This is a genomic window from Streptacidiphilus sp. PAMC 29251 (assembly GCF_054208735.2).
On sequence record NZ_CM135725.2, the window covers coordinates 8,287,433 to 8,309,754 of the forward strand.

At 72.0% G+C, this 22,322-nt stretch carries 21 protein-coding genes and 1 pseudogene; 10 read left to right on the forward strand and 12 right to left on the reverse strand.

The features are described from left to right. Positions 1-262 precede the first annotated feature (262 nt). From ACXKR8_RS39260 to ACXKR8_RS39270, 3 genes are all read right to left on the reverse strand, one after another. The gene (locus ACXKR8_RS39260) at positions 263-970 is read right to left on the reverse strand and encodes a class I SAM-dependent methyltransferase (protein WP_462100025.1); all 708 of its coding nucleotides are present in this window, start codon (positions 968-970) and stop codon (positions 263-265) included. A 454-nt stretch (positions 971-1,424) separates the two neighbouring features. Continuing rightward, complete coding sequence (locus ACXKR8_RS39265; protein WP_458269282.1) at positions 1,425-2,093, reverse strand: class I SAM-dependent methyltransferase; 669 nt, start codon at positions 2,091-2,093, stop codon at positions 1,425-1,427. Positions 2,094-2,171: 78 nt separating this feature from the next. Beyond that, entirely contained in the window at positions 2,172-2,570 is a 399-nt protein-coding gene (locus tag ACXKR8_RS39270; RefSeq protein ID WP_458269283.1) for a VOC family protein, read from the reverse strand. A 93-nt stretch (positions 2,571-2,663) separates the two neighbouring features. Here ACXKR8_RS39270 and ACXKR8_RS39275 point away from each other — a divergent pair, with 93 nt between their 5' ends. The 6 genes from ACXKR8_RS39275 (at position 2,664) to ACXKR8_RS39300 (ending at position 7,727) form a co-directional block, all read left to right on the forward strand. Then, a complete protein-coding gene (locus ACXKR8_RS39275) occupies positions 2,664-3,716 on the forward strand; it encodes a helix-turn-helix transcriptional regulator (protein WP_458269284.1) in 1,053 nt (350 codons plus the stop codon). Between the two features lie 30 nt (positions 3,717-3,746). Continuing rightward, complete coding sequence (locus ACXKR8_RS39280) at positions 3,747-4,337, forward strand: HAD family hydrolase (RefSeq protein ID WP_458269285.1); 591 nt, start codon at positions 3,747-3,749, stop codon at positions 4,335-4,337. 132 nt (positions 4,338-4,469) lie between these two features. After that, entirely contained in the window at positions 4,470-5,561 is a 1,092-nt protein-coding gene (locus ACXKR8_RS39285; RefSeq protein WP_458269286.1) for a bile acid:sodium symporter, read from the forward strand. A gap of 355 nt (positions 5,562-5,916) precedes the next feature. Then, a complete protein-coding gene (locus tag ACXKR8_RS39290; RefSeq protein WP_458269287.1) occupies positions 5,917-6,681 on the forward strand; it encodes a COG4705 family protein in 765 nt (254 codons plus the stop codon). Positions 6,682-6,705: 24 nt separating this feature from the next. Then, positions 6,706-7,512 carry a COG4280 domain-containing protein gene (locus ACXKR8_RS39295; protein ID WP_458269288.1) on the forward strand — a complete coding sequence of 269 codons (807 nt, stop codon included), beginning with the start codon at positions 6,706-6,708 and terminating at the stop codon, positions 7,510-7,512. Continuing rightward, positions 7,512-7,727, forward strand: coding sequence for a hypothetical protein (locus ACXKR8_RS39300; protein WP_458269289.1), 216 nt, complete (start codon positions 7,512-7,514; stop codon positions 7,725-7,727). Before ACXKR8_RS39295 ends, ACXKR8_RS39300 begins: the two co-directional genes overlap by 1 nt. Positions 7,728-7,736: 9 nt before the next feature. Here ACXKR8_RS39300 and ACXKR8_RS39305 read toward each other — a convergent pair whose 3' ends face one another. Next, complete coding sequence (locus ACXKR8_RS39305) at positions 7,737-8,597, reverse strand: aldo/keto reductase (RefSeq protein WP_458269290.1); 861 nt, start codon at positions 8,595-8,597, stop codon at positions 7,737-7,739. A 110-nt stretch (positions 8,598-8,707) separates the two neighbouring features. Here ACXKR8_RS39305 and ACXKR8_RS39310 point away from each other — a divergent pair, with 110 nt between their 5' ends. Continuing rightward, a complete protein-coding gene (locus ACXKR8_RS39310) occupies positions 8,708-9,607 on the forward strand; it encodes a LysR family transcriptional regulator (protein ID WP_458269291.1) in 900 nt (299 codons plus the stop codon). 46 nt (positions 9,608-9,653) lie between these two features. Here ACXKR8_RS39310 and ACXKR8_RS39315 read toward each other — a convergent pair whose 3' ends face one another. The 8 genes from ACXKR8_RS39315 to ACXKR8_RS39350 all read right to left on the reverse strand — a co-directional run bounded on the left by ACXKR8_RS39315 (position 9,654) and on the right by ACXKR8_RS39350 (position 19,880). Next, positions 9,654-10,769, reverse strand: coding sequence for a MerR family transcriptional regulator (locus ACXKR8_RS39315; RefSeq protein WP_458269292.1), 1,116 nt, complete (start codon positions 10,767-10,769; stop codon positions 9,654-9,656). Between the two features lie 61 nt (positions 10,770-10,830). Beyond that, complete coding sequence (locus ACXKR8_RS39320; protein ID WP_458269293.1) at positions 10,831-12,501, reverse strand: phospholipase D family protein; 1,671 nt, start codon at positions 12,499-12,501, stop codon at positions 10,831-10,833. A gap of 77 nt (positions 12,502-12,578) precedes the next feature. Further along, positions 12,579-13,889 (reverse strand): iron uptake transporter deferrochelatase/peroxidase subunit, encoded by a 1,311-nt coding sequence (efeB, locus tag ACXKR8_RS39325; RefSeq protein WP_458269294.1) that lies wholly within the window; start codon positions 13,887-13,889, stop codon positions 12,579-12,581. Beyond that, the gene (gene efeU / locus ACXKR8_RS39330) at positions 13,889-15,934 is read right to left on the reverse strand and encodes an iron uptake transporter permease EfeU (protein ID WP_458269295.1); all 2,046 of its coding nucleotides are present in this window, start codon (positions 15,932-15,934) and stop codon (positions 13,889-13,891) included. Before efeU ends, efeB begins: the two co-directional genes overlap by 1 nt. Positions 15,935-16,018: 84 nt before the next feature. After that, positions 16,019-17,215 (reverse strand): sensor histidine kinase, encoded by a 1,197-nt coding sequence (locus ACXKR8_RS39335; RefSeq protein ID WP_458269296.1) that lies wholly within the window; start codon positions 17,213-17,215, stop codon positions 16,019-16,021. Continuing rightward, on the reverse strand, positions 17,212-17,880 hold the full coding sequence (locus ACXKR8_RS39340; protein WP_458269297.1) for a response regulator transcription factor: 669 nt from the start codon (positions 17,878-17,880) through the stop codon (positions 17,212-17,214). The genes ACXKR8_RS39335 and ACXKR8_RS39340 overlap by 4 nt, the downstream gene beginning before the upstream one ends. A gap of 4 nt (positions 17,881-17,884) precedes the next feature. Then, positions 17,885-18,139, reverse strand: a complete 255-nt coding sequence (locus ACXKR8_RS39345; RefSeq protein ID WP_462100026.1) for an FMN-binding protein — start codon at positions 18,137-18,139, stop codon at positions 17,885-17,887. 301 nt (positions 18,140-18,440) lie between these two features. After that, on the reverse strand, positions 18,441-19,880 hold the full coding sequence (locus tag ACXKR8_RS39350) for a ferredoxin reductase family protein (protein ID WP_458269299.1): 1,440 nt from the start codon (positions 19,878-19,880) through the stop codon (positions 18,441-18,443). Between the two features lie 130 nt (positions 19,881-20,010). On the opposite strand from ACXKR8_RS39350, the gene ACXKR8_RS39355 reads away from it, so the two are divergent. The 3 genes and pseudogenes from ACXKR8_RS39355 (at position 20,011) to ACXKR8_RS39365 (ending at position 22,263) form a co-directional block, all read left to right on the forward strand. Next, complete coding sequence (locus ACXKR8_RS39355) at positions 20,011-20,478, forward strand: protein-tyrosine phosphatase family protein (RefSeq protein WP_458269300.1); 468 nt, start codon at positions 20,011-20,013, stop codon at positions 20,476-20,478. A 91-nt stretch (positions 20,479-20,569) separates the two neighbouring features. Then, entirely contained in the window at positions 20,570-20,932 is a 363-nt protein-coding gene (locus ACXKR8_RS39360; RefSeq protein ID WP_458269301.1) for a YciI family protein, read from the forward strand. Beyond that, positions 20,929-22,263 (forward strand): annotated as a pseudogene (locus tag ACXKR8_RS39365) (RNA polymerase sigma factor). Before ACXKR8_RS39360 ends, ACXKR8_RS39365 begins: the two are co-directional and overlap by 4 nt. Positions 22,264-22,322 lie beyond the last annotated feature (59 nt).

The window sequence follows — 22,322 nt, forward strand, 5'->3', positions numbered from 1 at the left end:
CTCATCCTCATGCCCGACATATCCCTTTCGTCTGCTCAGCCTACGCCAATGTTCGAACAAGCATTCGATCGCGAGGTTAGCAGTGAACCACGAGGTGGCACCGGGGCGCGTGTGGCTGAGTGCCTGAGTTGGCCACCTGCGCGTGATCGTGAACGCCAGGGCAGGCCGATTGTCACTGGGGGTGCTGCCCTGTCGGAAGGTGGAGTCCGTGGTCATGCCATTTGCTGCCCCGTGCACTGGCGTGGCGGCCGGTGTGTGCGCGTCACAGAACGCGCGCCAGCTGGATGAGCTCACTGGTCTGCATGGTGAACAAGCCGCCGTGTCCATCGACGATGGATCGGACCTCGGCGAACAGGGCTGACCGCCTGTCCGGCGGCAGAATCCGGTAGGACGACAGGGAAAGCAGGAGGTCAAGATACCTGCCGGTGGTGAAGGGATGGGTCGCCTGGTAGGTCCTGAATTCCAGGTCTCCGAACCGTGCGTCGGCGGCCAGATCGCGGCCGGACGGTGTCGATGCCCAGACGTCGTCGTCCTCGGGAAAGGGATCACGGAGCGTGTGCTGCCCCGGAGCAGCAAGGTCATAGGCGTCGTGCAGGGCCCGCAGGTCGTCCCGCAGTTGCCCGGCTGGAAGGATGTTGGAATTCCACAGGAGGGCAAGTGCGCCGCCGGGCCTCAGCGCCCGGACCGCCAGGTTCCAGCGTTCCTCCGCATCTATCCAGTGCCAGGACTGCGCCGCGATCAGCAGGCCGAACCCCCTGTGCAGCCCCGCGTAGTCCTCCAGCGGCGACTCCACTACCGAAACCTGCGGGTAGGCGCTGATGTTGCGCCGCAGCACCCGCGCCATCCGCGTGTCCGGTTCCACGCAGGTCAGCGCGAGCCCACGGGCCGCGAAAGGTACCGTCGCCTTTCCCGTCCCGGCACCGGCCTCCAGCACGGGAGCGCCGGCCTCCAAGGCCGCATAGGCAAGCACCCCCTCGACCAGGGGTTCCGAATATCCGACCCGGCCTGACTCGTAAGGGCCGGTTGCCTCCCCGAATGTGCCGCGCCGATCCCTCATAGCCGCCATGGCGTGGACGTTATCTGTCACCAGTGGCCTTGTCGCTCCCACAGTTGCGGGCCGTCAGCTTCGGCCATTGCACCCTGGACCCCGGTGACCAGCGTCGCGCCGACTGCCAGATGGTTCTGACAGGGCTGAACCAGGTCCTGATCAACGCGGAGCAGGTCGGCGCATCGCTGTCCCCGGGGCCGGACCACGAACGTTGCGGGCGCGAACCGTGAGCGCCGGGGGCCTGTCAGGTGTTCGTGTTGAGGCCGGGCGCGGCGAACCAGTTCGCCCTCAATGCGGAGCAGCACCCAGTCGATGGCTGACCCGATGTGACGTCCCGTCAACGAGCCGAAATCGGGGCAGCCCCCACCCGACGGTCCTACTCGGGGACCCTGGTCATGGTGGCGACCCAGGCGCGGATGCCGGCCGGGTCCAGGGTGATCTCGATCGTGGTCCGGACCAGGGAGTCGATCCGCAGGGTGTCGGCGAAGGCGCCGATGATGTCGTCCCGGGTCAGCCGGTGCGGGCTCATGATTCCGGGTGGCCTGGGCTTCTCCAGGTCGCTGAAGCACAGCAGGAAGTAGCGGCCCCCGGGGCGTAGCGCCGCGTGCAGACCGCTGGTGAAGGCGGGGCGGTCGTCCGGATCGAGCATGTGGAACAGGCCGGAGTCGAGCACGGTGTCGAACTGCTCGCCCAACGCGGCCAGTCTGCGCGCGTCGTGGTGCAGGAATCGCGCGGTGGAGCCGCGCTGACGGGCCTTGTCCTCCGCGACCCGCAGCGCGGTGGCCGCGAGGTCCAGGCCGGTGGCGTCGAGGCCGAGATCGGTGCACATGAGCACGTGCTCGCCGGTCCCGCAGCCGATGTCCAGCACCCGCCCCCGGATGGCGCCCGACCGCGCGAGGTCGAGGAACGCCTGCTGCGGGCGTCCGATCTCCCACGGTGGCCGGACGGCGTACAGGTCGTCCAGCCGCTGCCAGGGGTTCACCGCATGAGCCGCATGCGTCACGTTCGCGGCATTCGCGTCGTCGTCCGAGGGCTGTCCGGCCATATGAGCGCCTCCGATCACCGTCGATCGTTGTCGTTCGTTGTCGTTCGACTTTACGCCGGTCGGGCGGTCGCTCCGGCGTCAGCGAGCGAACTTCTTGACGGCCTCCGGGGTGACCGGGGTGAAGAAGTTGACGAGGTTGCCGTCCGGGTCGCGGAACAGGAGCGACCGGTTGCCCCAGGGCATCGTGGTGGGCTCGGTGACGAAGTCGGTGATGAAGCCGGCCAGGTTCCGGTGCACGCCGTCCACGTCGTCGACCAGGAATTCGATGATCACGGTGTGGTTGTCGGCCGGCCGGGCGGAGTCGGCTGCGAACAGCACCACGGTGCGGGTGCTGCCGATCGCGAGGGTGCCGCTGGTGGTCCGAAGCTCGGCGAAGTCCTCGGTGGACCATTCCGCCGACACCCCGGTTGCCCGCTCGTAGAAGTCGACGAGGCGCGCGACGTCGTCGGTGATGATGCGGATCGAGACGAAGTCCATGGTGATCTCCTTGGCTGGTGGAACCGATGCACCTCGCACGCTAGAACAGATAGAGGACAGAAACGGTCCAGTATTCACGCTAGGCTCGGCGGCATGGCTCGACCTACTGGCCGCGTGCTCACGCTCCTGGAACTGCTGCAGTCGGGCGGCATCCGGACGGTGGCCGAACTCGCCGACCGGCTCGGCGTCGACGGGCGCACCGTGCGGCGGTATGTGGACCACCTGGTCGACCTCGACGTGCCCGTCGAGTCGGTGCGTGGCCGCTACGGCGGATACCGGCTCGCCGCCGGGTACCGCTTGCCCCCGCTCATGCTCAATGACGACGAAGCCCTCGCCGTGCTGCTCGGCCTCGTCGCGGGCCGCCGGGCGGGACTGCTGACGACGGCAGGCACCGCGAGCGAGACGGCGGCGGCCAAGATCCGCAGGGTGCTGCCCGAGCGTCTCGCCCGTCGGCTCGACGCGGTCCTCGAATCCCTCGCCTTCACGGCTCCACCCGGTGAGTTCGCCACCCCGGAGACCGGGATCCTGCTCACCATCGCCGACGCGGTGCGCAATCGCCGACCGATCGCGATCAGGTACACCGCCCGGGACGGCCGACGCAGTGAACGCACACTGCACCCGTACGGGATCGTCACCCATTCCGGCCGGTGGTACGTCACGGGCGCCGACCCTGCGATCGACCCCGACGTCGACCCCGGAACCGGCCAGGACCGGACCTTCCGGCTCGATCGCATCGCGGACGCGAGGGCCCTGGCGGGCTCGTTCGAGCCGCCGGCCGGACTCGATCCGGCCCAGCGCGTGCTGTCCGGGCTGGCCGAGGCCCCGTACCGGTACGAGGTGAGCCTGCGGATCCACGGGACGGTCGAGCAGATCCGCACCCGGCTTCCGGCCGGCGTCGCGAGCCTGGCGGAACTCGCGCCCGGGGGAGAGCCGGTGCCTGGGGGCGAGCCGGTGCCCGAGGGCGGCGAAGATCCGTCCACCGAGCGCTGGTTCCGCGTCGAACTGCGGGCGGAGCGGCTCGACTGGCTGCCCTCGGTACTCGCGTCGCTCGACCGTCCGTTCGTCATCGAGCGACCGGACGAACTCCGGGACCTCGTGGTCGCGCTCGCCGGTCGGCTCACGGCCTCCGCTCAGGGCAGCCACTGAAATTCGCCGGCCGCGCTATACGCTGAAGCGATGATCATATCCCTGCCGCCCGGCGACTTTCGGGCCTACTTGTTCGACTGCGACGGCACCATCGCCGACTCCATGCCGCTGCACTATCTGGCGTGGAAGCAGGCCCTCGACGAATGGGACTGCGTGTTCCCTGAGGACCTCTTCTACGACTGGGGCGGCCGACCGGTGGCGGACATCATCGCCTCGCTCAACGAGCGCCAGGGACTGGCCATGCCGGTCGAAACCGTCGCGCTGTGCCGGGAGGAACTGTTTCGAAAGTTCCTTCCGCGAATCACCGCGGTCCCGGGAATCCTGCCGCACATCGCATACGCCTCGCAGCACCTGCCGACAGCCGTCGTCTCCGGCAGCACCCGCGATTCCGTCACCGCGTCGCTGACCGCGCTCGGACTGCTCGACGCCTTCGACGTGCTGGTGTGCGCGGGCGATTACAGCAGGGCCAAGCCCGACCCCGAGGGATTCCTCCTCGCCGCCGCGCGCCTCAATGTCCCGGCGGCGGACTGCCTGGTGTTCGAGGACACCGAGAGGGGGATCCAAGCCGCCACGGCAGCGGGGATGGCCTCGGTCCGCGTCCCGCAACCCCGGCGGGGATGAACCACGCAGCCACGATTTCCCGTCGGATTCTCGGCAAACCACTCGTTCTGGTGAAAGTGCCGGGCGGGCCGCGACTTTTACGGGCGGGGCGTGATCGGATGTCTGCGAACGAGTTGCGGAGGGGGATCCGGAATGGCAACAGTTCGGCAGGAACCTGTATGCGCCCGGTTGGGCGCCGTGCTGCAGCGGCAGCTGCTGTGGATCATGCTGGCGGCGTACACCCTGGCGGCCCTGCTGCCCGGGCCGGGGGTGGCGATTCGCGGGGTGTCGCTGGGACGGGTCGGTGCGGCCGAACTTCCTTTGCAGGCCGGGCTGCTGGCGCTGGTGGTCTTCAACGCGGGGCTGACCGCCAAGGTCGAGCAGTTGCCCACGCTGCTGCGGCACCCCGGTCCGCTGCTGCTGGGCGTGCTGATCAACGCGCTGCTGCCCACGGTCCTCCTGGCGGCGGCCTCGGTCGCGGCCTCGGGCTGGCACAGCCAGCGTGAGGCGCAGAGCCTGCTGACCGGGCTCGCCCTGATCGGGGCGATGCCGGTGGCGGCCGGGGCCACGGTCTTCTCCCAGGGCAGCGACGGCAACGCCACCCTGAGCCTGGGGCTGGTCCTCGGCTCCACGCTGCTCAGCCCGGTCACCATCCCGCTCGGTCTGTACCTGGCCGGCTTTCTGGCCAGCGGCGACTACGCGAGCGACCTGCACGCCGCCGCACGGACCGGCGGCGGGCTGTTCGCCGTCCTGGTGGTGCTGGTGCCGTGCCTGCTCGGCCTGCTGACCGGGCGGCTGGTCAGCAGGATCGGCCCCGGACCGCGGCCGGCGCGGCCGTTGATCCGGCTGGTGAACCTGGCGGTGGTGGTCACCCTCAGCTACACCAACGCCTGCGGTGCGCTGGGGCAGGTGATCCGGCGGCCCGACCCCGACTTCCTGGCCCTGGTGGTCGTGGCGGCGGCAGCCATGTGCGGGTTGTCGTTCCTGACCGGTTGGGTGATCGCGGGTCGGCTGCGGATCGACCGGGCCGACTCCATCGCGCTCACCTTCGCGTCCGGGATGAACAACAGCAGCGCCAGCGCGGTGCTGGCGGCGACCCGGATACCGGACCACCCGGCGGTGCTGCTGCCGATCCTGGCCTACAGCGTGCTGCAGAAGATCATGGCCGGATCGGTCGGCCGGATGGTGCCGGCCGACCGGCCCGACGGGGTGGCCGGGAGCGTCCCGGAGCGGATCCGGGCCTGAGCCTGTTACCGCAGTGTTAGGTCCCGGTCGGGAGAGTGAGCCGGTCAATACCCTGCACCAGGAGGGAGTCCGGCGATGTCGCGAGAGCGCCTTCGGCAGTGGCTGCGGACCTTTGACGGTCGTGAGGTGCTGCTGTTCGTCGCCCAGGCGGTCGTGCTGTGGTTCGTCTCCACCTGGCCGTCGTAGCCGCGGCCGGCCTCACCGCGGCTGGTTCCCTCCGGGTCGGTATCCGTTCGAGGACCTCATAGACCTCATAGAGGGGTGCGTCATCATTTCCGCCATGCCGACGACTGGCCAACACCGGAGGAACGGGTCAGCGGCACCCGTTCAGCACGCGCTGAGCAAGGTTCCTGAGGTGACCCTCTACTTCTGGATCACCAAGGTGCTCACCACCGGGATGGGCGAGACCACCTCCGACTTCATGGCCACCCATCTGAACCAGGTGATCGCGGTCGCCCTGGGCGGGCTCGCCTTCGCGGCGGCGCTGATGCTGCAGTTCTCGGCGCGCCGCTACACGGCGTGGATCTACTGGACCGCGGTGGTGATGGTCAGCGTGTTCGGGACCATGGCCGCCGATGTGCTGCATGTCGCCCTGGGCATCCCCTACGCGGTGTCGACCGCCTTCTTCACCGTGGTCCTCGCCGCGGTGCTGGGCACCTGGTACGCGGTGGAGCGGACGCTGTCGATCCACAGCATCCACACCCGCCGCCGCGAGGGCTTCTACTGGGCCACGGTGATGGCCACCTTCGCGCTGGGCACGGCCGCGGGCGACTGGACCGCGACCACGCTGCACCTGGGCTACTTCTCCTCCGGCGTCCTGTTCGCGGTGCTGATCGCCGTCCCCACCGTCGCCCACCGCTGGTTCCGGATGAACCCGATCCTCGCCTTCTGGTTCGCCTACATCGTCACCCGCCCGCTCGGCGCCTCCTTCGCCGACTGGATGGCGGTCTCCCGCCTCAGGGGCGGCCTGGCCTGGGGAACCGGGCCGGTCAGCCTGGCCTGGGCCGTGGTCATCCTCGGCTTCGTGGCCTTCCTGGCCTTCTCCCGCAAGGACGTCGCAGGGGCGGAAACAGGGGCGGAAACAGGCACGGAGCCGAGTTGGGAACCGGTCGCGGAATGAGGTCCGAGGGATGAGGTCCGAGGGATGAGTACGGCCTGGGCGTTGTTCGCCACGGTGTTCCTGGCCTGCGCGGTCGAGGCCGTGGAGGCGCTGACCGTGGTCCTGGCCGCCGGGGCGGGCCGGGACTGGCGTTCCGCGCTGCAGGGGATGTTCGCCGCCCTGGCGGCTCTGGCCGTGACCGTGGCCGTCCTCGGGCCTGCGGTCGGGCTGATCCCGCTGGGCGCGCTGCGGCTGGTGGTCGGGGCGCTGCTGCTGGTCTTCGGGCTGCAGTGGCTCCGCAAGGCGATCCTGCGCGCGTCCGGCCACAAGGCCCTGCACGACGAGGCCGCCGCCTACGCCGCCAAGTTGGCGGCGGCCGGGGCCGCCGCCGCGGGCGGACGCGGGCGGGTGCGCGACTGGTACGCCTTCACGCTCTCCTTCAAGGGCACCTTTCTGGAGGGCCTGGAGGTCGCCTTCATCGTGGTGACCTTTGGCGCCAACCAGCACGATCTGCCGGTCGCGGTCCTGGGCGCGGCAGCCGCGGTGGCCGTAGTGGCCGGCCTCGGCCTCGCGGTCCGCGCCCCGCTGGCCCGGGTTCCGGAGAACACCCTGAAGTTCGCCGTGGGCACCATGCTCACCTCGTTCGGACTGTTCTGGTCCACCGAGGGAACCGGTGCCCACTGGCCCGGCGGCGACGCCGCCCTGGTCGTCCTGGTCCCGGCCACCGCGCTGCTCGCCCTGGGCGGCACCGCGCTGCTGCGCCGCGGCGGCGGCGGGACGGTCGGGGCCACCGGGGCCACCGGGACGACTGAGACGACCGAGACGACCGAGACGACCGAGGTGGGGCTGTGATGAAGCGCATCCGCTCCTTCGGCCGGTTCTGGTACGACTTCGTCGTCGGCGACGACTGGCGGATCGCCCTGGGCGTCGTCCTGGTGCTGGGCGTCACCGCGGGGCTGGTCCAGCAGCACCTCAACGCCTGGTGGCTGCCACCGGCGGCCGTCGCCGTCCTGCTCGCCCGGTCGCTGCGCCTCGCGGTGAAGGCGAAAGCCTCGGGCCGCCGGTAGCCCGCGGGCTCAGGCCGCGTTGAGGCGGCTCAACTCCTCGGGGGACAGGGTCAGTTCCAGCGCGGCGACGGAGTCGCGGATGGTCTCGGGGCGGGAGGAGCCCGGGATCGGGATCACCACGGGGGCCTTGGCCAGCATCCAGGCCAGGCAGACCTGCTGGGCGCTGACCCCGTGCTGCTCGGCCACGTCCGCGAACGCGGCGAAGCGCGAGCCCAGTTGGCCGGCCTTGGAGATGCCGCCCAGCGGGCTCCACGGGAGGAACGCGATGCCGAGCTCCGCGCACAGCTCCAGCTCCGGCTCGCTGGAGCGGAACGCCGGCGAGAACTGGTTCTGCACGCTGACCAGCCGTCCGCCCAGGATCTCGTTCGCCAGCCGGATCTGCTCCGGGTCGGCGTTGGAGATGCCGGCGGCCCGGATCTTGCCCGCGTCGAGCAGGTCGCGGATCGCGCCGACCGACTCCGCGTAGGGGACCGTGGGGTCGGGGCGGTGGAACTGGTAGAGGCCGATCGCCTCCACGCCGAGCCGCCGGAGCGAGGCCTCGCAGGCCTGCTTGAGGTATTCCGGCGAGCCGTTCTGGGTCCAGGAGCCGTCGCCGGGACGCAGGTGGCCGCCCTTGGTGGCGATCAGCACGTCGGAGGTGTCGCCGCCGAAGCCTGCCACCGCCTTGGCGATCAACGACTCGTTGTGGCCGACCTCGTCCGCGTGCAGGTGGTAGGCGTCCGCGGTGTCGAACAGCGTCACCCCGGCCTCCAGCGCGGCCTGGATCGTCGCGATGCTGCGCTGCTCGTCCGGCCGGCCCTCGATCGACATCGGCATCCCACCGAGACCGATGGCGCTGACCTTGACACTGCCGATGGTGCGAGTGTGCATGGGGATTCTCTCCTCGAGGTTTCCTGAGCTACCACCTCACCCTGCACCCTGGTCGATTAAGCTGTCCAACAGAAGATACTGATCCCTTTGAGCGCTTCTGGTGATGAATCGTGGAACTGCGGCAACTCGAGTACTTCGTCGCGGTCGCGGAGGAGTGCCATTTCACCAGGGCGGCCAGGCGGCTGCAGGTCGCCCAGTCCGGGCTTTCGGCCTCGATCCGCTCGCTGGAGCGCGAGCTGGGGGCCGCCCTGTTCCTGCGCAGCACCCGGTCGGTGGAGCTGACCGCGGCCGGGCAGGCGCTGCTGGTCGAGGCCCGGCGGGCGCTGTCCGCGACGGACGCGGCCAAGGACGCCGTCGCCGCGGTGCAGGGGCTGCTGCGCGGCAGCCTGTCCATCGGCTCGCTGCAGTGCCTGCACGTGGTGCACCTGCCGGCGGTGCTGGCCCGGTTCGCCGCCGACTATCCCGGTCTGGAGATCCGGCTGCGCCAAGGGGGGTCGAACGAGCTGACCGAGCAGGTGCGCACCGGACGGCTGGACATCGCCTTCGTCTCCCGCCCGGCCCGCTGCCCGGAGAGCCTGCTGGTGGATCTCCTGGACGCCGAGCCGCTGGTCCTCGCCTGCCACCCCGGTCACCCCTTCGCGGCCCGGGCCCAGGTCGATCCGGCCGAGTTGCGGGAGGAGCGGTTCATCGACTTCGAGCCGGACTGGGGCACCCGTGACCTGGCCGACCAGGTACTCGCCGCCGCGGGGGTCGATCGCCGGGTCGCGCTGGAGGTGACCGATGTGCACTCGCTGCTGGACCTGGTGGTCTCCGGCCTCGGCGTCGCCCTGGTCCCGCAGTCCTTCACGGTCAAGACCGACCGCGCCTGCTTCGTCCCGCTGGCCGGGGCGCAGCCGCGCTGGGAGACGGTCAGCGTCACCGGCGACCCGGTCAACCCGGCAGCGGCGGCGCTACTGCGCGAGGTCCACCGCAGCAGAGTCGGCGCCGAGCCCGCGGGAGCGCGGAACTAGGGTCGGCGCTCCCGCGCCCGACCGGTCGGTTCCCTCGCCCGGCCGGTCAGGTGACGATCAGGCGGAGGCCGAGTTCTGCTGTGTCGAGGGCGAGGAGGTCGCGGTTGCGTTCGGACCAGCGGCCTGAGGAGAGGTCCTCGCGGAGTCTGGTCACGGCCCGCTGCTCGGCCTCGGGGCCGACTCTGGTCCACACCGACACCGCGCGGCGCACCTGTTCGTCCAGGTAGGCCTCGGGCCGGCGCCAGTGGGCCTCGAAGAAGCCGTCGGCGCAGTCCCACGGAATGAGCACCGGCTCCGCGCGGCCGCCGACCGCGCGGGTCAGGTCGGCCAGCGAGGGCCAGCCGACCAGGAGGTCGGCGAACTCGGGCAGGTAGTCGCGGGTGAGCCAGAACCGCTGGCGCCAGTCGGTGGCACTGGCGTCGTAGGTGAACACCACCACCCGGCGGGCCACCCGCCGCATCTCGCGCAGGCCCGCGATCGGGTCCTGCCAGTGGTGGACGGTGCTGAAGGCCATCGCGGCGTCGAAGGACTGGTCCTCGAACGGCAGGCTCTCCGCAGCGGCGGCCACGCACGGCGCCGAGCCCGGGGGACGCTGCGCCCGCATGACCGCCGACGGCTCCACCGCGGTGACCTCGCGGTCGGGCGGCTCGTAGGAGCCGGTGCCGGCCCCGACGTTCAGTACGGTCCGGGCGTCCCCGAGCGCGTCCCAGATCCTCGCGGCGATCCGCGGCTCGGTGCGCCGGGTGGCCGGGTAGGCGGAGCCGATGGTGTCGTACAACTGCGGGCCGAGCATTTTGAGTTGTTCCTCCGGCGTGGTCCTGATCCCCATGGCCCGTGCCTCCAGTTCTCGGTCGATGGCCGTCACCATGGCGGCCGCGCGGTCGCGCTGTTCCAGTAGCAGGCCGCGCAGCCGGCGCAGCCGCGCGACCGCGTCGGTGGCCGGGTCGTCGACCAGATCCGCGATCTCGCGCAGTCCGAAGCCCAGCCGCCGGTAGGCGAGCACCTCCCGCAGTCGCTCCACGTCGCCCGCCGCGTAGGCCCGGTACCCGGCCGGTGTCCGCGCGGACGGTCGCACCAGGCCGATCTCGTCGTAGTGGTGCAGCGTGCGGACGCTCACGCCGGCCAGTTCGGCCACACGTCCCACGGTCAGGTGTTCCTCCATGCCGTCGACTGTGCTGCATGACGCCACGTGAGGGTCAAGCGGGCTTCGCTCCAGCACCCTCCTAGAACGCGTTGGGCCGGCGCAGGGCGCGGGGGCGGCCGTCCGGGTCGGCGAGGAGGCGGGCGGGGAGGGCAGCCAGGGCGGTGGCGGCGGGGGAGAGGCGCGGGGCGGTGTAGCGGCGGAGCCGGCCGGGCGGACGCGGGCCCTGCCGCCCGGCCCGGTGCCAGGCGTCCAGGGCGGACGCGGCGGCGGCGAAGGCGTCGAACGCGGCGACGGGGTCGCAGAGGCTGTCACCCGCGGGTTCTGGGCGAGCCGGGCCCTCGGCCTGGTTCTCGTCGTCGTCCGGGTCCGGGTCCGGGTCCGGGTCCGGGTCCGGCAGGTCCAGGTGTTCGCGGCTGAGCCGTAGCCGCAGGTCTCGGGCGTAGACCCGGGCGCCGTCGCCCAGGCCGCCGGGGTCGCGCGGCTCGCGCGGGTCCTCCGCTTCGTCGAGGACGGCGCAGCTCAGTTCCGAATCATGAGTCCAGGAGCGGAGGTTGACGTTGTCCGAGCCCACCGCCGCCCAGACGTCGTCGATCACGCAGACCTTGGCGTGGACGTAGACGGGCGTCCCGGCGTGGTTCTCCACGCTGTAGACCGCGAAGCGGTCGCCGCCCGCGCGCTGCAGCAGTTCCATGGCCCGGACCCGGCCGAGCAGGTTCATCGGTCCGGAGAGCCTGCCGTCCTGGTCCGGGAAGCCGGGGACGACGGCGACCATCCGCAGCTCGGGCCGGGTGGCCAGGGCTTCGGCGAAACCGGCGCAGACCTGCGCCGACCACAGGTACTGGTCCTCCAGGTAGACCAGGGCCCGGGCCCGGCGCAGCGCCTTGCGGTAGCCGCGGGCGATGCTGCGCTCGCCGTCCGGGGCGAAGGGGTAGCCGTGCCGCAGCGGCGGGTAGGTGCGCAGCAGTTGCACCGTCGCGGTCCCGCGCGGCTCCGGGTCGGGGAGCTGCTCGGGCAGCGGATCGGCCACCGTGTCCTGGCGCCGGGCCAGTTGCCGCAGCCGTCCGGGCAGGCTGCGGCTCAGCGGCGAGGGATCCTGCCAGCGCTCCCGGAATCCGGCCTCGACATCTCCCACCGCCGGTCCGCGGATGGCGAGTTGGAGGTCGTGCCAGGGCGGCCGGGGGCCGTAGGGGTCGGAGATCGGCAGCGGGTTGGGGTCGCCCCGATGTGACGCATTGTCACGTCGGCTGTGGCACAGGTCGATTCCACCGACGAAGGCCACATCCCTTTCGGGGCGGTCGGTATGACGGAGCACCACGAACTTCTGGTGGTGCGAACCGCCGGGCCGCACCCGCATGTCCAGCAGGCACTCGCCGCCCGCCGCCTCGATCTCCGCACCGAGGTAGGCGTTCTCGCGTTCGCTGAAGGCCAGCCGGTCCAGGTGCGAGCGCCACACCAGCCCCTTGACCACGACCCCGCGCCGCGCGGCGTCGCACAGCACCTCGCCGATCGCACTGCCGGGACCGTCCAACTGCTCGTCCGGATCCCCGCGCCAGTCGGTGAACAGCAGCACGTCACCGGACTGCTGCGCCTTGACCGCGGCCAGGAGTTCGGCGAAGTAGGTGGCGCCGTGCACCAGCGGCCGGACCTGATTGCCGCGGGACCAGGGCAGCCCGTCACCGCGTCGGGCGTCCAGCCGGGTCGCCGGGTTGCCCCGCTCGCCCGGGGCGAGCAGCCAGTCCTGGAGATCCATGGGGTCGGTCCTCTCTCCCGGTGGGGTTCAAGGACCGACTACCCGCGTTGCCCCGTTTTCCTCAGGCGATCAGGCGATCAGGTGGCGAGCAGTCCGCGTCCCAGCCAGTCGGAGTCGTCGGTGACGCCGGGCAGGACGTAGAAGTAGCCGCCGCCGGTCGGGGAGATGTAGTCGACCAGCGGTTCGTCGATCAGCCGGGTCTGCACCGCCTCGAACTGGCGCTTGACGTCCTGCTGGTAGCAGCAGAAGGCCAGGCCCATGTCGAGGTTGCCGACCGCGTCGATGCCGCGGTCGTAGTTGAAGCCCCGGCGCAGGATGCGGGAGTCGTCGGACTTCGCGGTGCGCGGGTTCGCCATCCGGATGTGGGCGTCCAGCGGGATCGCGTTGCCCTGCGGGTCCTTGGCGTAGTCGGGGATGTCGGTCTCGTTGGCGCCGTCCAGGGGCGCGCCGGTGTCCTTGCGGCGGCCGAACATCAGCTCCTGCTCGGTGAGCGAGACCCGGTCCCAGAACTCCACCAGCATCCGGATGATCCGGATCACCTGGTAGCTGCCGCCGGTGGCCCAGGCGGGCTCGCCGCCGCCCGCGTCCACCCAGACCAGCTTGTCCATCTCCCGGCTGGAACTGGTGTCGGGGTTGGCGATCCCGTCCTTGAAGCCCAGCAGATTGCGCTGCGCGCCGCTGGGGCGCGGGGTGTTCTGGAAGCCGTCGATCCGCCACTTGACCTGGATCAGGCCGCGGGTGTGCTTGGCGAGGTCGCGCATCGCGTGCAGCACGGTGTCCTGGCGGTCGGCGCAGATCTGCAGCGAGAGGTCGCCGTGCGACTCGGCGGCCGTGAGGTTGTCATTGGGGAAGGTCCGCATCGGGGTCAGCCGGCGCGGCTTCAGGGCGGCCAGGCCGTAGCGGGCGTCGAACAGGGACGCGCCCACCCCCACCGTGACGGTCAGGCTGTCGGTGGGCACGACCGGGCCGAGGATGCCGTTGTCGGACGGCGGGGCGCCGACGCCCAGGTCCGGTGGGGTGCCGCCGGAGGTGAGGAAGCGGATCCGCTCGGTCAGGGTGCGCAGCAGCTGCTCCAGGCCCTTGCGGTCGGCGGCGATGACGGTGCAGGAGAGGAAGGCCGCGAAGCCGGGGGCGGGGGTGGTGACCCCGGCCTGGTGCGCGCCGTGGAAGGGGACCGCGCCGCCTGCCGGCGCGGCGGCGGACTCTGCTGCGGATTCCGGGCTCGCGGCCGAGGCGGAGCCGGCGGTCGTCAGGGTGACCGCGCCGGCTGCCACGGCGGCGCCGACCGCGCCCGCGCCCAACGCCGACTTCATCACCGTGCGGCGCGAAGTCCCGTGGCCGAAGGGGCAGCTTCCGGTCGAGGGCTGGTGCTGGTGCTGATCAGTCATCAGGCGGACTTCCGGATCTCGAGCAGGTCGGGGATCGGGGCGAGGTCCTCCAGCAGCTGGCCGGTCGCTCCGTTGATGGTGGCGCGGGTGGTCGGGTCCAGCTGCTGCACCGGCGTCCAGGCGGCGCCCCGGTGCGCGGCGTCGAGCAGGGCCGTCAGCCGGGCGATGTCGGCGTCCACCCCGGTCAGCAGGGCCGGGCTGCGCTTGGCGATCAGCGGGCGCAGCACCGAGAGCAGTTCCTGGGTGCCGGTCAGGTTGGCCTGGACGGTGGCCAGGTTGCTGCCGCTGCCCTCGTCGGTGTCGCCGGTCAGCTCGAACTGGAGCGCGTTCTCCAGGATCTCGTGGGTGCGCAGCGGCAGGTCGGTGGGGTCGAAGTCCTGGGTCGGGAAGGCCTTCCGCAGCCCGGTGACGTCCGCCGTCAGCTGGTCCGCGACCGGGGCCAGGCTCGCCGCGGACTGGCCGTGCCACAGCCCGTACTCCAGCCGGTGGAAGCCGGTGAAGCCGGGGTCGGTGACACCGCCGGGCAGGCCGTCGGCCCGGCCGTTGATCTTCTGGTCGAAGTCGGCGAAGGTGCCGTAGGCCGCGCCCAGCGAGGCGTACTGGAGGTGCGCGGTGAGCCAGTCGGTCCTGGCCGCCGTCAGGTCCCCGCCGTGCAGGTCGGCCTGCAGCTTGGCGGTCTCGGTGGTCAGCGTGGCCAGGCCCGCGTTCACATAGGCCTTGTAGGAGGCCAGCGGGGCGTCCAGCTCGGCGGCGGACAGCGGCAGCACCGCCTGCACGGACGCGCTGCCGCCGCTGACCCGGACGGGCGCGGAGGTGACCGCCGTGCCGCCGGTGGGCACGCAGCGCCAGGCGTAGCTGCCGTTGCCGATGGTGGCGGTCAGGGTGCGGGTGGTGCCGGGGGCCAGGCCCTCGATCTCCCCGTAGACGGCGTTGCTGGCCGGGTCGATCAGATAGACCTCGGAGGTGGCCTTGCCGGTGTTGTGCATCTGGAAGGTCTGCTGGCCCGGCTTGGGGGCGGTGAAACCCTGGCCGCAGGCGGTCGGTGAGACCGAGACGGTGGCCGCGGCGGCGGGTTTGCCGCTGCTGGCGGCGATCACCGCGACCGCGACCACGGCGGGCACGGTCACCACGGCGGTCGGCAGCAGCCAGCGCGGACGGGAACGGGCGGCGGACGGCTCGGTCCCGCCCTCGGCTTCAACGGCTGCGGCAGCGGCAGGCACGGGCGCCGCCTTGGGCAGCCGCAGCCCCTGGACGAACAGGGCCATCACGATCACCAGGTAGGCGACGTAGGCGCCGAGCTGCAGCCAGGTCATCTGGGTGGTCAGGTTGAACACGCCCTGGACCAGGGTCGCGTACCAGGAGTTGGCGTCGACGCTGCCGCTGAGGTCCACCGCGAAGCTGTGGCCGCCGGGCAGCACGCCGCCCTCCTGCAGGTCGCGCAGGCCGTAGCCGAGCACTCCGGCGGCGATCACGATCAGCCCGGCGCCGGTCCAGCTGAAGAACCGGGTGAGGTTGATCCTCAGCACCCGCCGGTACAGCGCCCAGCACAGCCCGGTCGCCAGGACCAGGCCGACGGCCGCGCCGATCAGCGGCCCGGTGCTCTCACCGGCCGTCTGCGCGGTGGTCCAGATGAACAGCGCCGTCTCCAGGCCCTCGCGGCCCACCGCGAGGAAGCTGGTGGCGACCAGCATCCCGGAGCCGACCGCGAGCGCGGCGTTGACCTTGTCGCGGATCTCGCCGGAGAGGTTGCGGGCGTTGCGCCGCATCCAGAACACCATCGCGGTGACAAAGGCCACCGCGACGACGCTGAGCGTCCCGCCGAAGGCCTCCTGCGCGGTGGCCGAGAGATTGTTGGCGGTGAAGGTGAGCACGGCGCCGAAGCTCAGCGAGAGGGCGAGCGCGGCCAGCACCCCGGTCCACACCTGCGGCAGCCGGGACCTCTGGTCCGAGCGGACCAGGGTGGCGACCAGGATGGACACGATCAGTCCGGCCTCCAGCCCCTCCCTCAACCCGATCAGAAAACTCGGAAACGCGTCGTCCCACATAACAGGTTCCCTGGTTCCTTGGTCTCGTCGGACTTGTCCCGGCAGGCTTGCCCCGTTTAGCTGAGGCATACCTTACTAGGACGGTCAGGAGCCCGGCAGACGGAGGGTGACAGTTAGTCCGCCCTCGGGTCTCGCACTGGCGGTGACCTCCCCGCCGTGGGCCCGGGCCACCGCCCGGACGATGGACAGGCCCAGACCGGCCCCGGCCTTGGCCTCCCGGCTGCTGGGCCGGGTGCCGGGCCGACTGCTGGGCTGGCTGCTCTGCCGGGTGTCGCGGCCGCGATGGAAGGGCTCGAACAGCTGGTCGAGGTCGGCCTGGTCCAGCAGCGGCCCGTCATTGCTGACGGTCAGTTCGGCCCAGTCGCCGACGGGTCCGGTGGCGATCCTCAGCAGGCCGCCGTCGCGGTTGTAGCTGACCGCGTTCTCCAGCAGGTTGGTCGCCGCGATGCCCAGCAGCGCGACGTTCCCGCGCAGCGGTGCCGCCGCCAGGTCCGTGTCCAGAAGCAGGCCCCGCTCCCGGCACCGGGCGGTGATCTGGTCCAGGGCCTCGGCGGCCACGTCGGCCAGGTCGTCGTCCACCGGCTCGGTGACCCGCTGCTCCGAGCGGGCCAGCGTGAGCAGGGCGTCGATCAGCCGCTGCGCCCGCGTGGTGGAGTAGGCGACGTCCTGGCCCATGGTGCGCCACTGCGCCTGGGTCGGGTCCGGTTTGGCGAGGGTCACCTCGACCGCGGCCCGGGTCAGCGCGAGCGGGGTGCGCAGCTCATGGCTGGCGTTGGCCACGAACCGCCGCTGGGTCACAAAGGCGGCGTCCAGCCGCTCCAGCATCTGGTCGAAGGTGTCGCCGAGCTCCTTCAACTCGTCGGCGGGGCCTGGCAGGTTGAGACGTTCGTGCAGGGTGGTGTCGGTGGCCCGGCGGGCGGCGGCGGTGATCGCGGCGATCGGACGCAGCATCCGGCCGGCCACCCACCAGCCCACCAGCGCGGAGGTGGCGACCACCACGAGCAGCAGGATCAGCGCGATCCGCAGCAGATGCGAGGCAGCGGCGTCGCGGATCTGGTCGGAGAGGCCGATGAAGTGGTCGTGGTCCGGGTCCAGGCTGCTGGGAATCGCGTTGTCGGGCAGCGGCTGGAAGATCAGCCGGTAGAAGGCCGTGGTCAGGGCGAGCACCAGCAGGCTGCCGCCGACCGCGAACAGCGCGGCGTAGGTGAGGGTGAGCCGGGTCCTGATGGTCAGCGCGGGGCGTTTGGCCCAGGCCGCGCGCAGCGGTGGCAGCGGGTTCACGTCACGATCCGGTAGCCGGCCCCGACCAGGGTCTCCACCAGGTCCGGGGCGCCGAGTTTGCGGCGCAGCCGGTTGACGGTGACCCGGACGGTGTTGGTGAACGGGTCGGCGTGCTCGTCCCAGGCGCGTTCCAGCAGCTGCTCATGGCTGAGCACCGCGCCGTCCGCGGCCAGCAGGATCTGCAGCACGGTGAACTCCTTGGCGGTCAGCGTGATCGGACGACCGGCCCGGTGCACCGTCCGGCGCAGGGTGTCCATCCGGAGGTCGCCGCAGCTCAGCACGATGGACTGGGACCGGCCCTGGTGCCTCCTGCGGCCCAGGGCCTGGATCCGCAGGGTGAGCTCGGCGAAGGAGAAGGGCTTGCCGAGGTAGTCGTCCGCGCCCAGGGTCAGCCCGTCCACCCGGTCGTCGGTTCCGGCGAGGGCGGTGAGCATCAGGATCATCGGCGTGTCCGGCCGGCCGGTCAGCTCCCGGCACACCTCGTCGCCGGACCGCCCGGGCAGGTCGCGGTCCAGCACCAGGACGTCGTACGCCCCGTTGACCTCGACCTTGGCCAGGGCGTCGTCGCCGTCATGGCTGACGTCCACCGCCATGCCCTGGTCGCGCAGCCCCTCGGCGATACGCTCGGCCAGGCGTTGTTCGTCCTCGACGACCAGGATCCGCATGCCCTCATCCTCTCCCGGCCTTGTCGAGCGCTGCCTGCAGGGACCGGGCGTAGCCGATGGAGGTGTAGGTGGCGCCGGAGACCACGTCGATGTTCGCACCCTGCGCGGCCAGCGCCTCGGTCCGCAGCACCGGCAGCGCGTAGGAGTCGATCGCCCGGCTGCGCCCGCCGTCGGTCTCCTGCAGCACCACCACCTCGGTCAGCTTGCCGCCGGTCAGCACCGCCTGCACCTGCACCGGGCCGTACCGGGTGTCGACCACGGTGCCGGTGAACCGGCCGCTGGGCGGCGGGGCGGCGACGGTGCTGGGCCCGGCGGACGCGCTGCCGGCGGGGGCCGTGGGGTCGGAGGCGCAGGCCGGTGCCGCTGCGGGCTCGTGTCGACGGCCAGGGCGGAGCGGGGCGCCCCGGCGGACTGCGCCTTCAGCCCGACGACCAGGGCGATGCCGGTACTGGTGGCCGCGAGGGCCATGGTGATCCTGCGCACGCTGGTGCGGCCTTCCTGGGACGGTGGATCAGAACGGTGGATCAGAACAGGGGTCAGAACAGGGGTCAGAACGGGGATCAGAACTCGAACGCTTCGGTGTGGATCCGGCGCCGGGGGACTCCGGCGCGGTGCAGCTCCCGGCGCGCGGCCTGCGCCATCCCGGCCGGCCCGCACAGGTAGACCTCGCGCTGCGCCAGGTCCGGGACCAGGCGGCGCAGGTTCTCGGCGCGCAGCGGGTCCTGGTCCGGCCCGTGCCGGGGCCCGACCAGCGGATGCAGACCGAGGCCGCGGTGCGCGGCTATCGCCTTCAGCTCCGGGTAGAGCAGCAGTTCCTCGGTGCGGGAGGCCCGGTAGAGCAGGACCAGGTCCGCACCCCGGCCGGGCAGGGTCTCGTACAGGGCCCGGATCGGGGTGATCCCGGCGCCGCCGGCGATCAGCAGCACTCGCCGGGTGCCGCGGCGGCTGCGGCGGCGTGCGGTGAAGGCGCCGTACGGGCCCTCGAACCAGACCCTGGTGCCGGGACGCAGCCGGGCCAGCGAGGCGCTGGAGTCGCCGAGGTCCTTCACCGTGATCCGCAGTCGGTCCACCCCGGGGGCCGCCGAGAGCGAGTAGGGGTGGGACTGCCACCAGAGGCCCCGGGCCAGGAAGCGCCAGCGCAGGAACTGCCCGGCCTCGGCCCGCAGCAGGTGCAGATCCCGACCGGCCAGGTACAGCGACACCGCGCCCGGCCCCTCCGGCACGACCTGGGCTATCCGCACCTGGTGCCGCAGCGAGCGCCGCAGCGGGACCGCGACCCGGAACAGCAGCAGGGCCGCCGCCACCACCGCGTGCGCCCCGGACCACAGCACCCGGTTGCGCAGCGAGGTGGAGAAGTCGGCGCCGACCGCGAACTCATGCGCGAAGGCCAGCCCGACCGCCAGGTAGACCAGCAGATGGACGTGGTACCAGGACTCGTACGACAGCCTGCGCCGCACCGCCCGCGCGGACACCACCCCGACCAGCAGGAGCAGGCCGAGTGAGACCGCGGACAGCCAGACGTCGGTGTAGTCCACGACCACGCTCACGGTCTCCGCCAGCGGGTTCGTCCCGGTCTGCCAGGCGTAGCCGGCCACGATCAGCGCCGCATGGGCGCAGGCCAGCACGACGGTGTACTCGCCCAGCGCCCGGTGGTAGCGGACGGTCACATCCGAGCCGACCCGGTTCTCCAGCCAGGGCACCCGCGCCATCAGCGCGACCAGCACCAGCAGCAGGTACGCGGCCAGCAGCCCGGCGATCCGTCCGGCGGCGGTCAGATACGCGGCCGTGTTGCCCAGGGATCCCGGGATGGTGTTCTGCCACCAGAGGAACAGCACCGGCAGCACCCCGGCGCCGATCACCAGCAGCAGCGCCCGCGACCAGACCGGCCCAGGGCCTGGCAGCCCCGGCAGTCCGGCCGGTCCGTGCGGCGGGGGCGCGGCCCGGTGCCGGGGCGGGCCTGCGGGGGCCGAGCCTGCGGGGGGCGGACTGACCGTCGCCATGAGCGGATCCCATCGAACGGCGGAGTGGTGGACGCACCACTCTCGCCGCCGGCCCCTAACACTGCGGTAACAGCGGACTTTGGCTGTGCGCGGGCCCGCCGCCGCGCGGGCCGCTGGCTACGCTCGTTCCGTGAACGCTGCCCCGGAGGAACAACCCGCCCTCCCGGAGGACTCCGCCGCCTGGGAGCCCGCCGCGGCCGGGGTCCTGCGGCTGCCCTCGGGCCGGTTGGTCCGCGGCCGGGGGCTCCGCCGTCCGCTCCCGGCCGGTCCGGTGCCTGCCTTCGCGCTGTATCTGCTGGGCCATGAACCGCCGCCGGTCCCCTGGGCGTCCCACTGGCTCCGCTGGCCGGACTTCTGGCTGCCGTCCGACCGCGCCGCCACCGGCACCGCGCTGCGCGAGGCCTGGGCGCGGGCCGCGACCGAACGGGTCGAGATCGCCTGCGCCGGCGGCCGGGGCCGCACCGGCACCGCGCTGGCCTGCCTCGCCGTCCTGGACGGGGTGCCCCGGCAGGAGGCGGTCGGCTACGTCCGCGCGCACTATGCACCGCACGCCGTGGAGACCCCCTGGCAGCGCCGCTTCGTCACCCGCTTCAGATAAATATCTGCTCCGGTCGTCGATATCGGCCGATGCCGTTCGTATGGAGGGTGAGCGGTCGGAAGCGCCGCTCACCGAACCAAGGAGGAACACCATGAAGCACTACCTGCTCAGCGTGATGCAGCCGGCCGAGGGCAAGCGGCCCGCACCGGAGGTCCTGGAGCAGATCGGACGCGATCTCGAGGTCTTCCACCAGGACCTGCGCGCCGCCGGGGCCTGGGTCTTCGCCGGTGGGCTGCACGACCGGAGCACCGCCACCGTGGTCCAGTCGAAGGCGGGGGAGGTGCTGATGACCGACGGCCCCTACGCCGAGGGCAAGGAGTTCCTCGGCGGACTCTGCATCGTCAGGGCGCCCGATCTGGACGCGGCGCTGGAGTGGGGCCGCCGGGCCGCGCTGGCGAGCACCCTGCCGATCGAGGTTCGGCCGTTCATGGGCGAGGTGGAGGGGCAGGAGTGACCACCGCGCCGGGCCCGGTGGACGTGGAGCGGGTCTTCCGCGCGGAGTACGGCCGCGCGGTGGCCGTCCTGGTGCGCGCCTTCGGCGACATCGACCTCGCCGAGGAGGCGGTCCAGGACGCCTTCACCACGGCGTTGCAGCGCTGGCCGTCGGCCGGCCCGCCACCGAGCCCGGCCGGCTGGATCATCACCACCGCACGCAACCGGGCCATCGACCGGCTCCGCCGGGAGGCCTCCCGCTAGGACCGCTATGCCGAGGCGGCCCGAACCGCCCTGCTGCACGCCGACAGCGACAGGGCCGGTTACAGCGCCGGCTACAGCGGCAGCGACGCCGCACCGACCGAGGAGGGCCCCGTGCGCGACGACCGGCTGCGCCTGGTCTTCACCTGCTGCCACCCCGCGCTCGGCACCGCCGCCCAGGTCGCGCTCACCCTGCGGCTGCTCGGCGGGCTCAGCACCGCGGAGATCGCCCGGGCCTTCCTGGTGCCGGAGCCGACCATGGCCCAGCGGCTGGTCCGGGCCAAGGGCAAGATCCGCGACGCCCGGATCCCCTACCGGATCCCGTACGAGGCCGACCTGCCGGACCGGCTCCGCTCGGTGCTCGCCGTGGTCTATCTGATCTTCAACGAGGGCTACGCCGCCAGCTCCGGCGACCAGCCGGTCCGGGAGGACCTGGTGGCCGAGGCGGTCCGGCTCGGCCGGCTGCTGGTCGAACTGATGCCGGACGAGCCCGAGGCCAGGGGCCTGCTCGCGCTGATGCTGCTGGCCCGCTCGCGCCAGGCCGCCCGCTCCGCCCCGGACGGGACACTGGTGCTGCTCGCCGACCAGGACCGGGCCCGCTGGGACCGCGAGCTGATCGCCGAGGGCCAGGACCTGGTCCGCGCCTGCCTGCGGCGCAACCAGCCGGGCCCGTACCAGATCCAGGCGGCGATCAACGCGGTGCACAGCGACGCGACCGAGGCGGCCGGCACCGACTGGTGGCAGATCCGACAGCTCTACGACCAGCTGTTGACGCTCGCCCCCAGCCCGGTGGTGGCTCTGAACCGGGCGGTCGCGGTGGCCGAGACCGAGGGACCGACGACCGCCCTGGCCCTGGTCGACACCCTCGCCCTCGACCTGGACGGATACCACGTGTTCCACGCCGTCCGCGCCGATCTGCTGCGCCGGCTGGGCCGCCATGCCGAGGCCGTCCTCGCCTACCGGGCGGCCCGGGACTGCACCGAGAACACCGCCGAACGCGCGTTCCTCGAACACCGCCGCGACCAGTCGGAACGCGTCGAGGCCGCCGGGAAACACCAGGAGGGCCGGTCCTTGACGGACCGGCCCTCCTGACTCCGCTGTGTCCCCCACCCGGGAACGCGGAGAGCGGGCGGGCGCGGTCGGACGGGTGT

Excerpts from the sequence above, each read along its gene's own strand:
- ACXKR8_RS39270 (WP_458269283.1), bottom strand. The coding sequence starts at position 2,570 with ATGGACTTCGTCTCGATCCGCATCATCACCGACGACGTCGCGCGCCTC.
- efeB (WP_458269294.1), bottom strand. The coding sequence starts at position 13,889 with ATGACTGATCAGCACCAGCACCAGCCCTCGACCGGAAGCTGCCCCTTC.
- ACXKR8_RS39360 (WP_458269301.1), top strand. The coding sequence starts at position 20,570 with ATGAAGCACTACCTGCTCAGCGTGATGCAGCCGGCCGAGGGCAAGCGG.
- ACXKR8_RS39285 (WP_458269286.1), top strand. The coding sequence starts at position 4,470 with ATGGCAACAGTTCGGCAGGAACCTGTATGCGCCCGGTTGGGCGCCGTG.
- ACXKR8_RS39275 (WP_458269284.1), top strand. The coding sequence starts at position 2,664 with ATGGCTCGACCTACTGGCCGCGTGCTCACGCTCCTGGAACTGCTGCAG.
- ACXKR8_RS39295 (WP_458269288.1), top strand. The coding sequence starts at position 6,706 with ATGAGTACGGCCTGGGCGTTGTTCGCCACGGTGTTCCTGGCCTGCGCG.
- ACXKR8_RS39305 (WP_458269290.1), bottom strand. The coding sequence starts at position 8,597 with ATGCACACTCGCACCATCGGCAGTGTCAAGGTCAGCGCCATCGGTCTC.
- ACXKR8_RS39300 (WP_458269289.1), top strand. The coding sequence starts at position 7,512 with ATGAAGCGCATCCGCTCCTTCGGCCGGTTCTGGTACGACTTCGTCGTC.
- ACXKR8_RS39265 (WP_458269282.1), bottom strand. The coding sequence starts at position 2,093 with ATGGCCGGACAGCCCTCGGACGACGACGCGAATGCCGCGAACGTGACG.
- efeU (WP_458269295.1), bottom strand. The coding sequence starts at position 15,934 with ATGTGGGACGACGCGTTTCCGAGTTTTCTGATCGGGTTGAGGGAGGGG.
- ACXKR8_RS39350 (WP_458269299.1), bottom strand. The coding sequence starts at position 19,880 with ATGGCGACGGTCAGTCCGCCCCCCGCAGGCTCGGCCCCCGCAGGCCCG.
- ACXKR8_RS39315 (WP_458269292.1), bottom strand. The coding sequence starts at position 10,769 with ATGGAGGAACACCTGACCGTGGGACGTGTGGCCGAACTGGCCGGCGTG.
- ACXKR8_RS39340 (WP_458269297.1), bottom strand. The coding sequence starts at position 17,880 with ATGCGGATCCTGGTCGTCGAGGACGAACAACGCCTGGCCGAGCGTATC.
- ACXKR8_RS39320 (WP_458269293.1), bottom strand. The coding sequence starts at position 12,501 with ATGGATCTCCAGGACTGGCTGCTCGCCCCGGGCGAGCGGGGCAACCCG.
- ACXKR8_RS39280 (WP_458269285.1), top strand. The coding sequence starts at position 3,747 with ATGATCATATCCCTGCCGCCCGGCGACTTTCGGGCCTACTTGTTCGAC.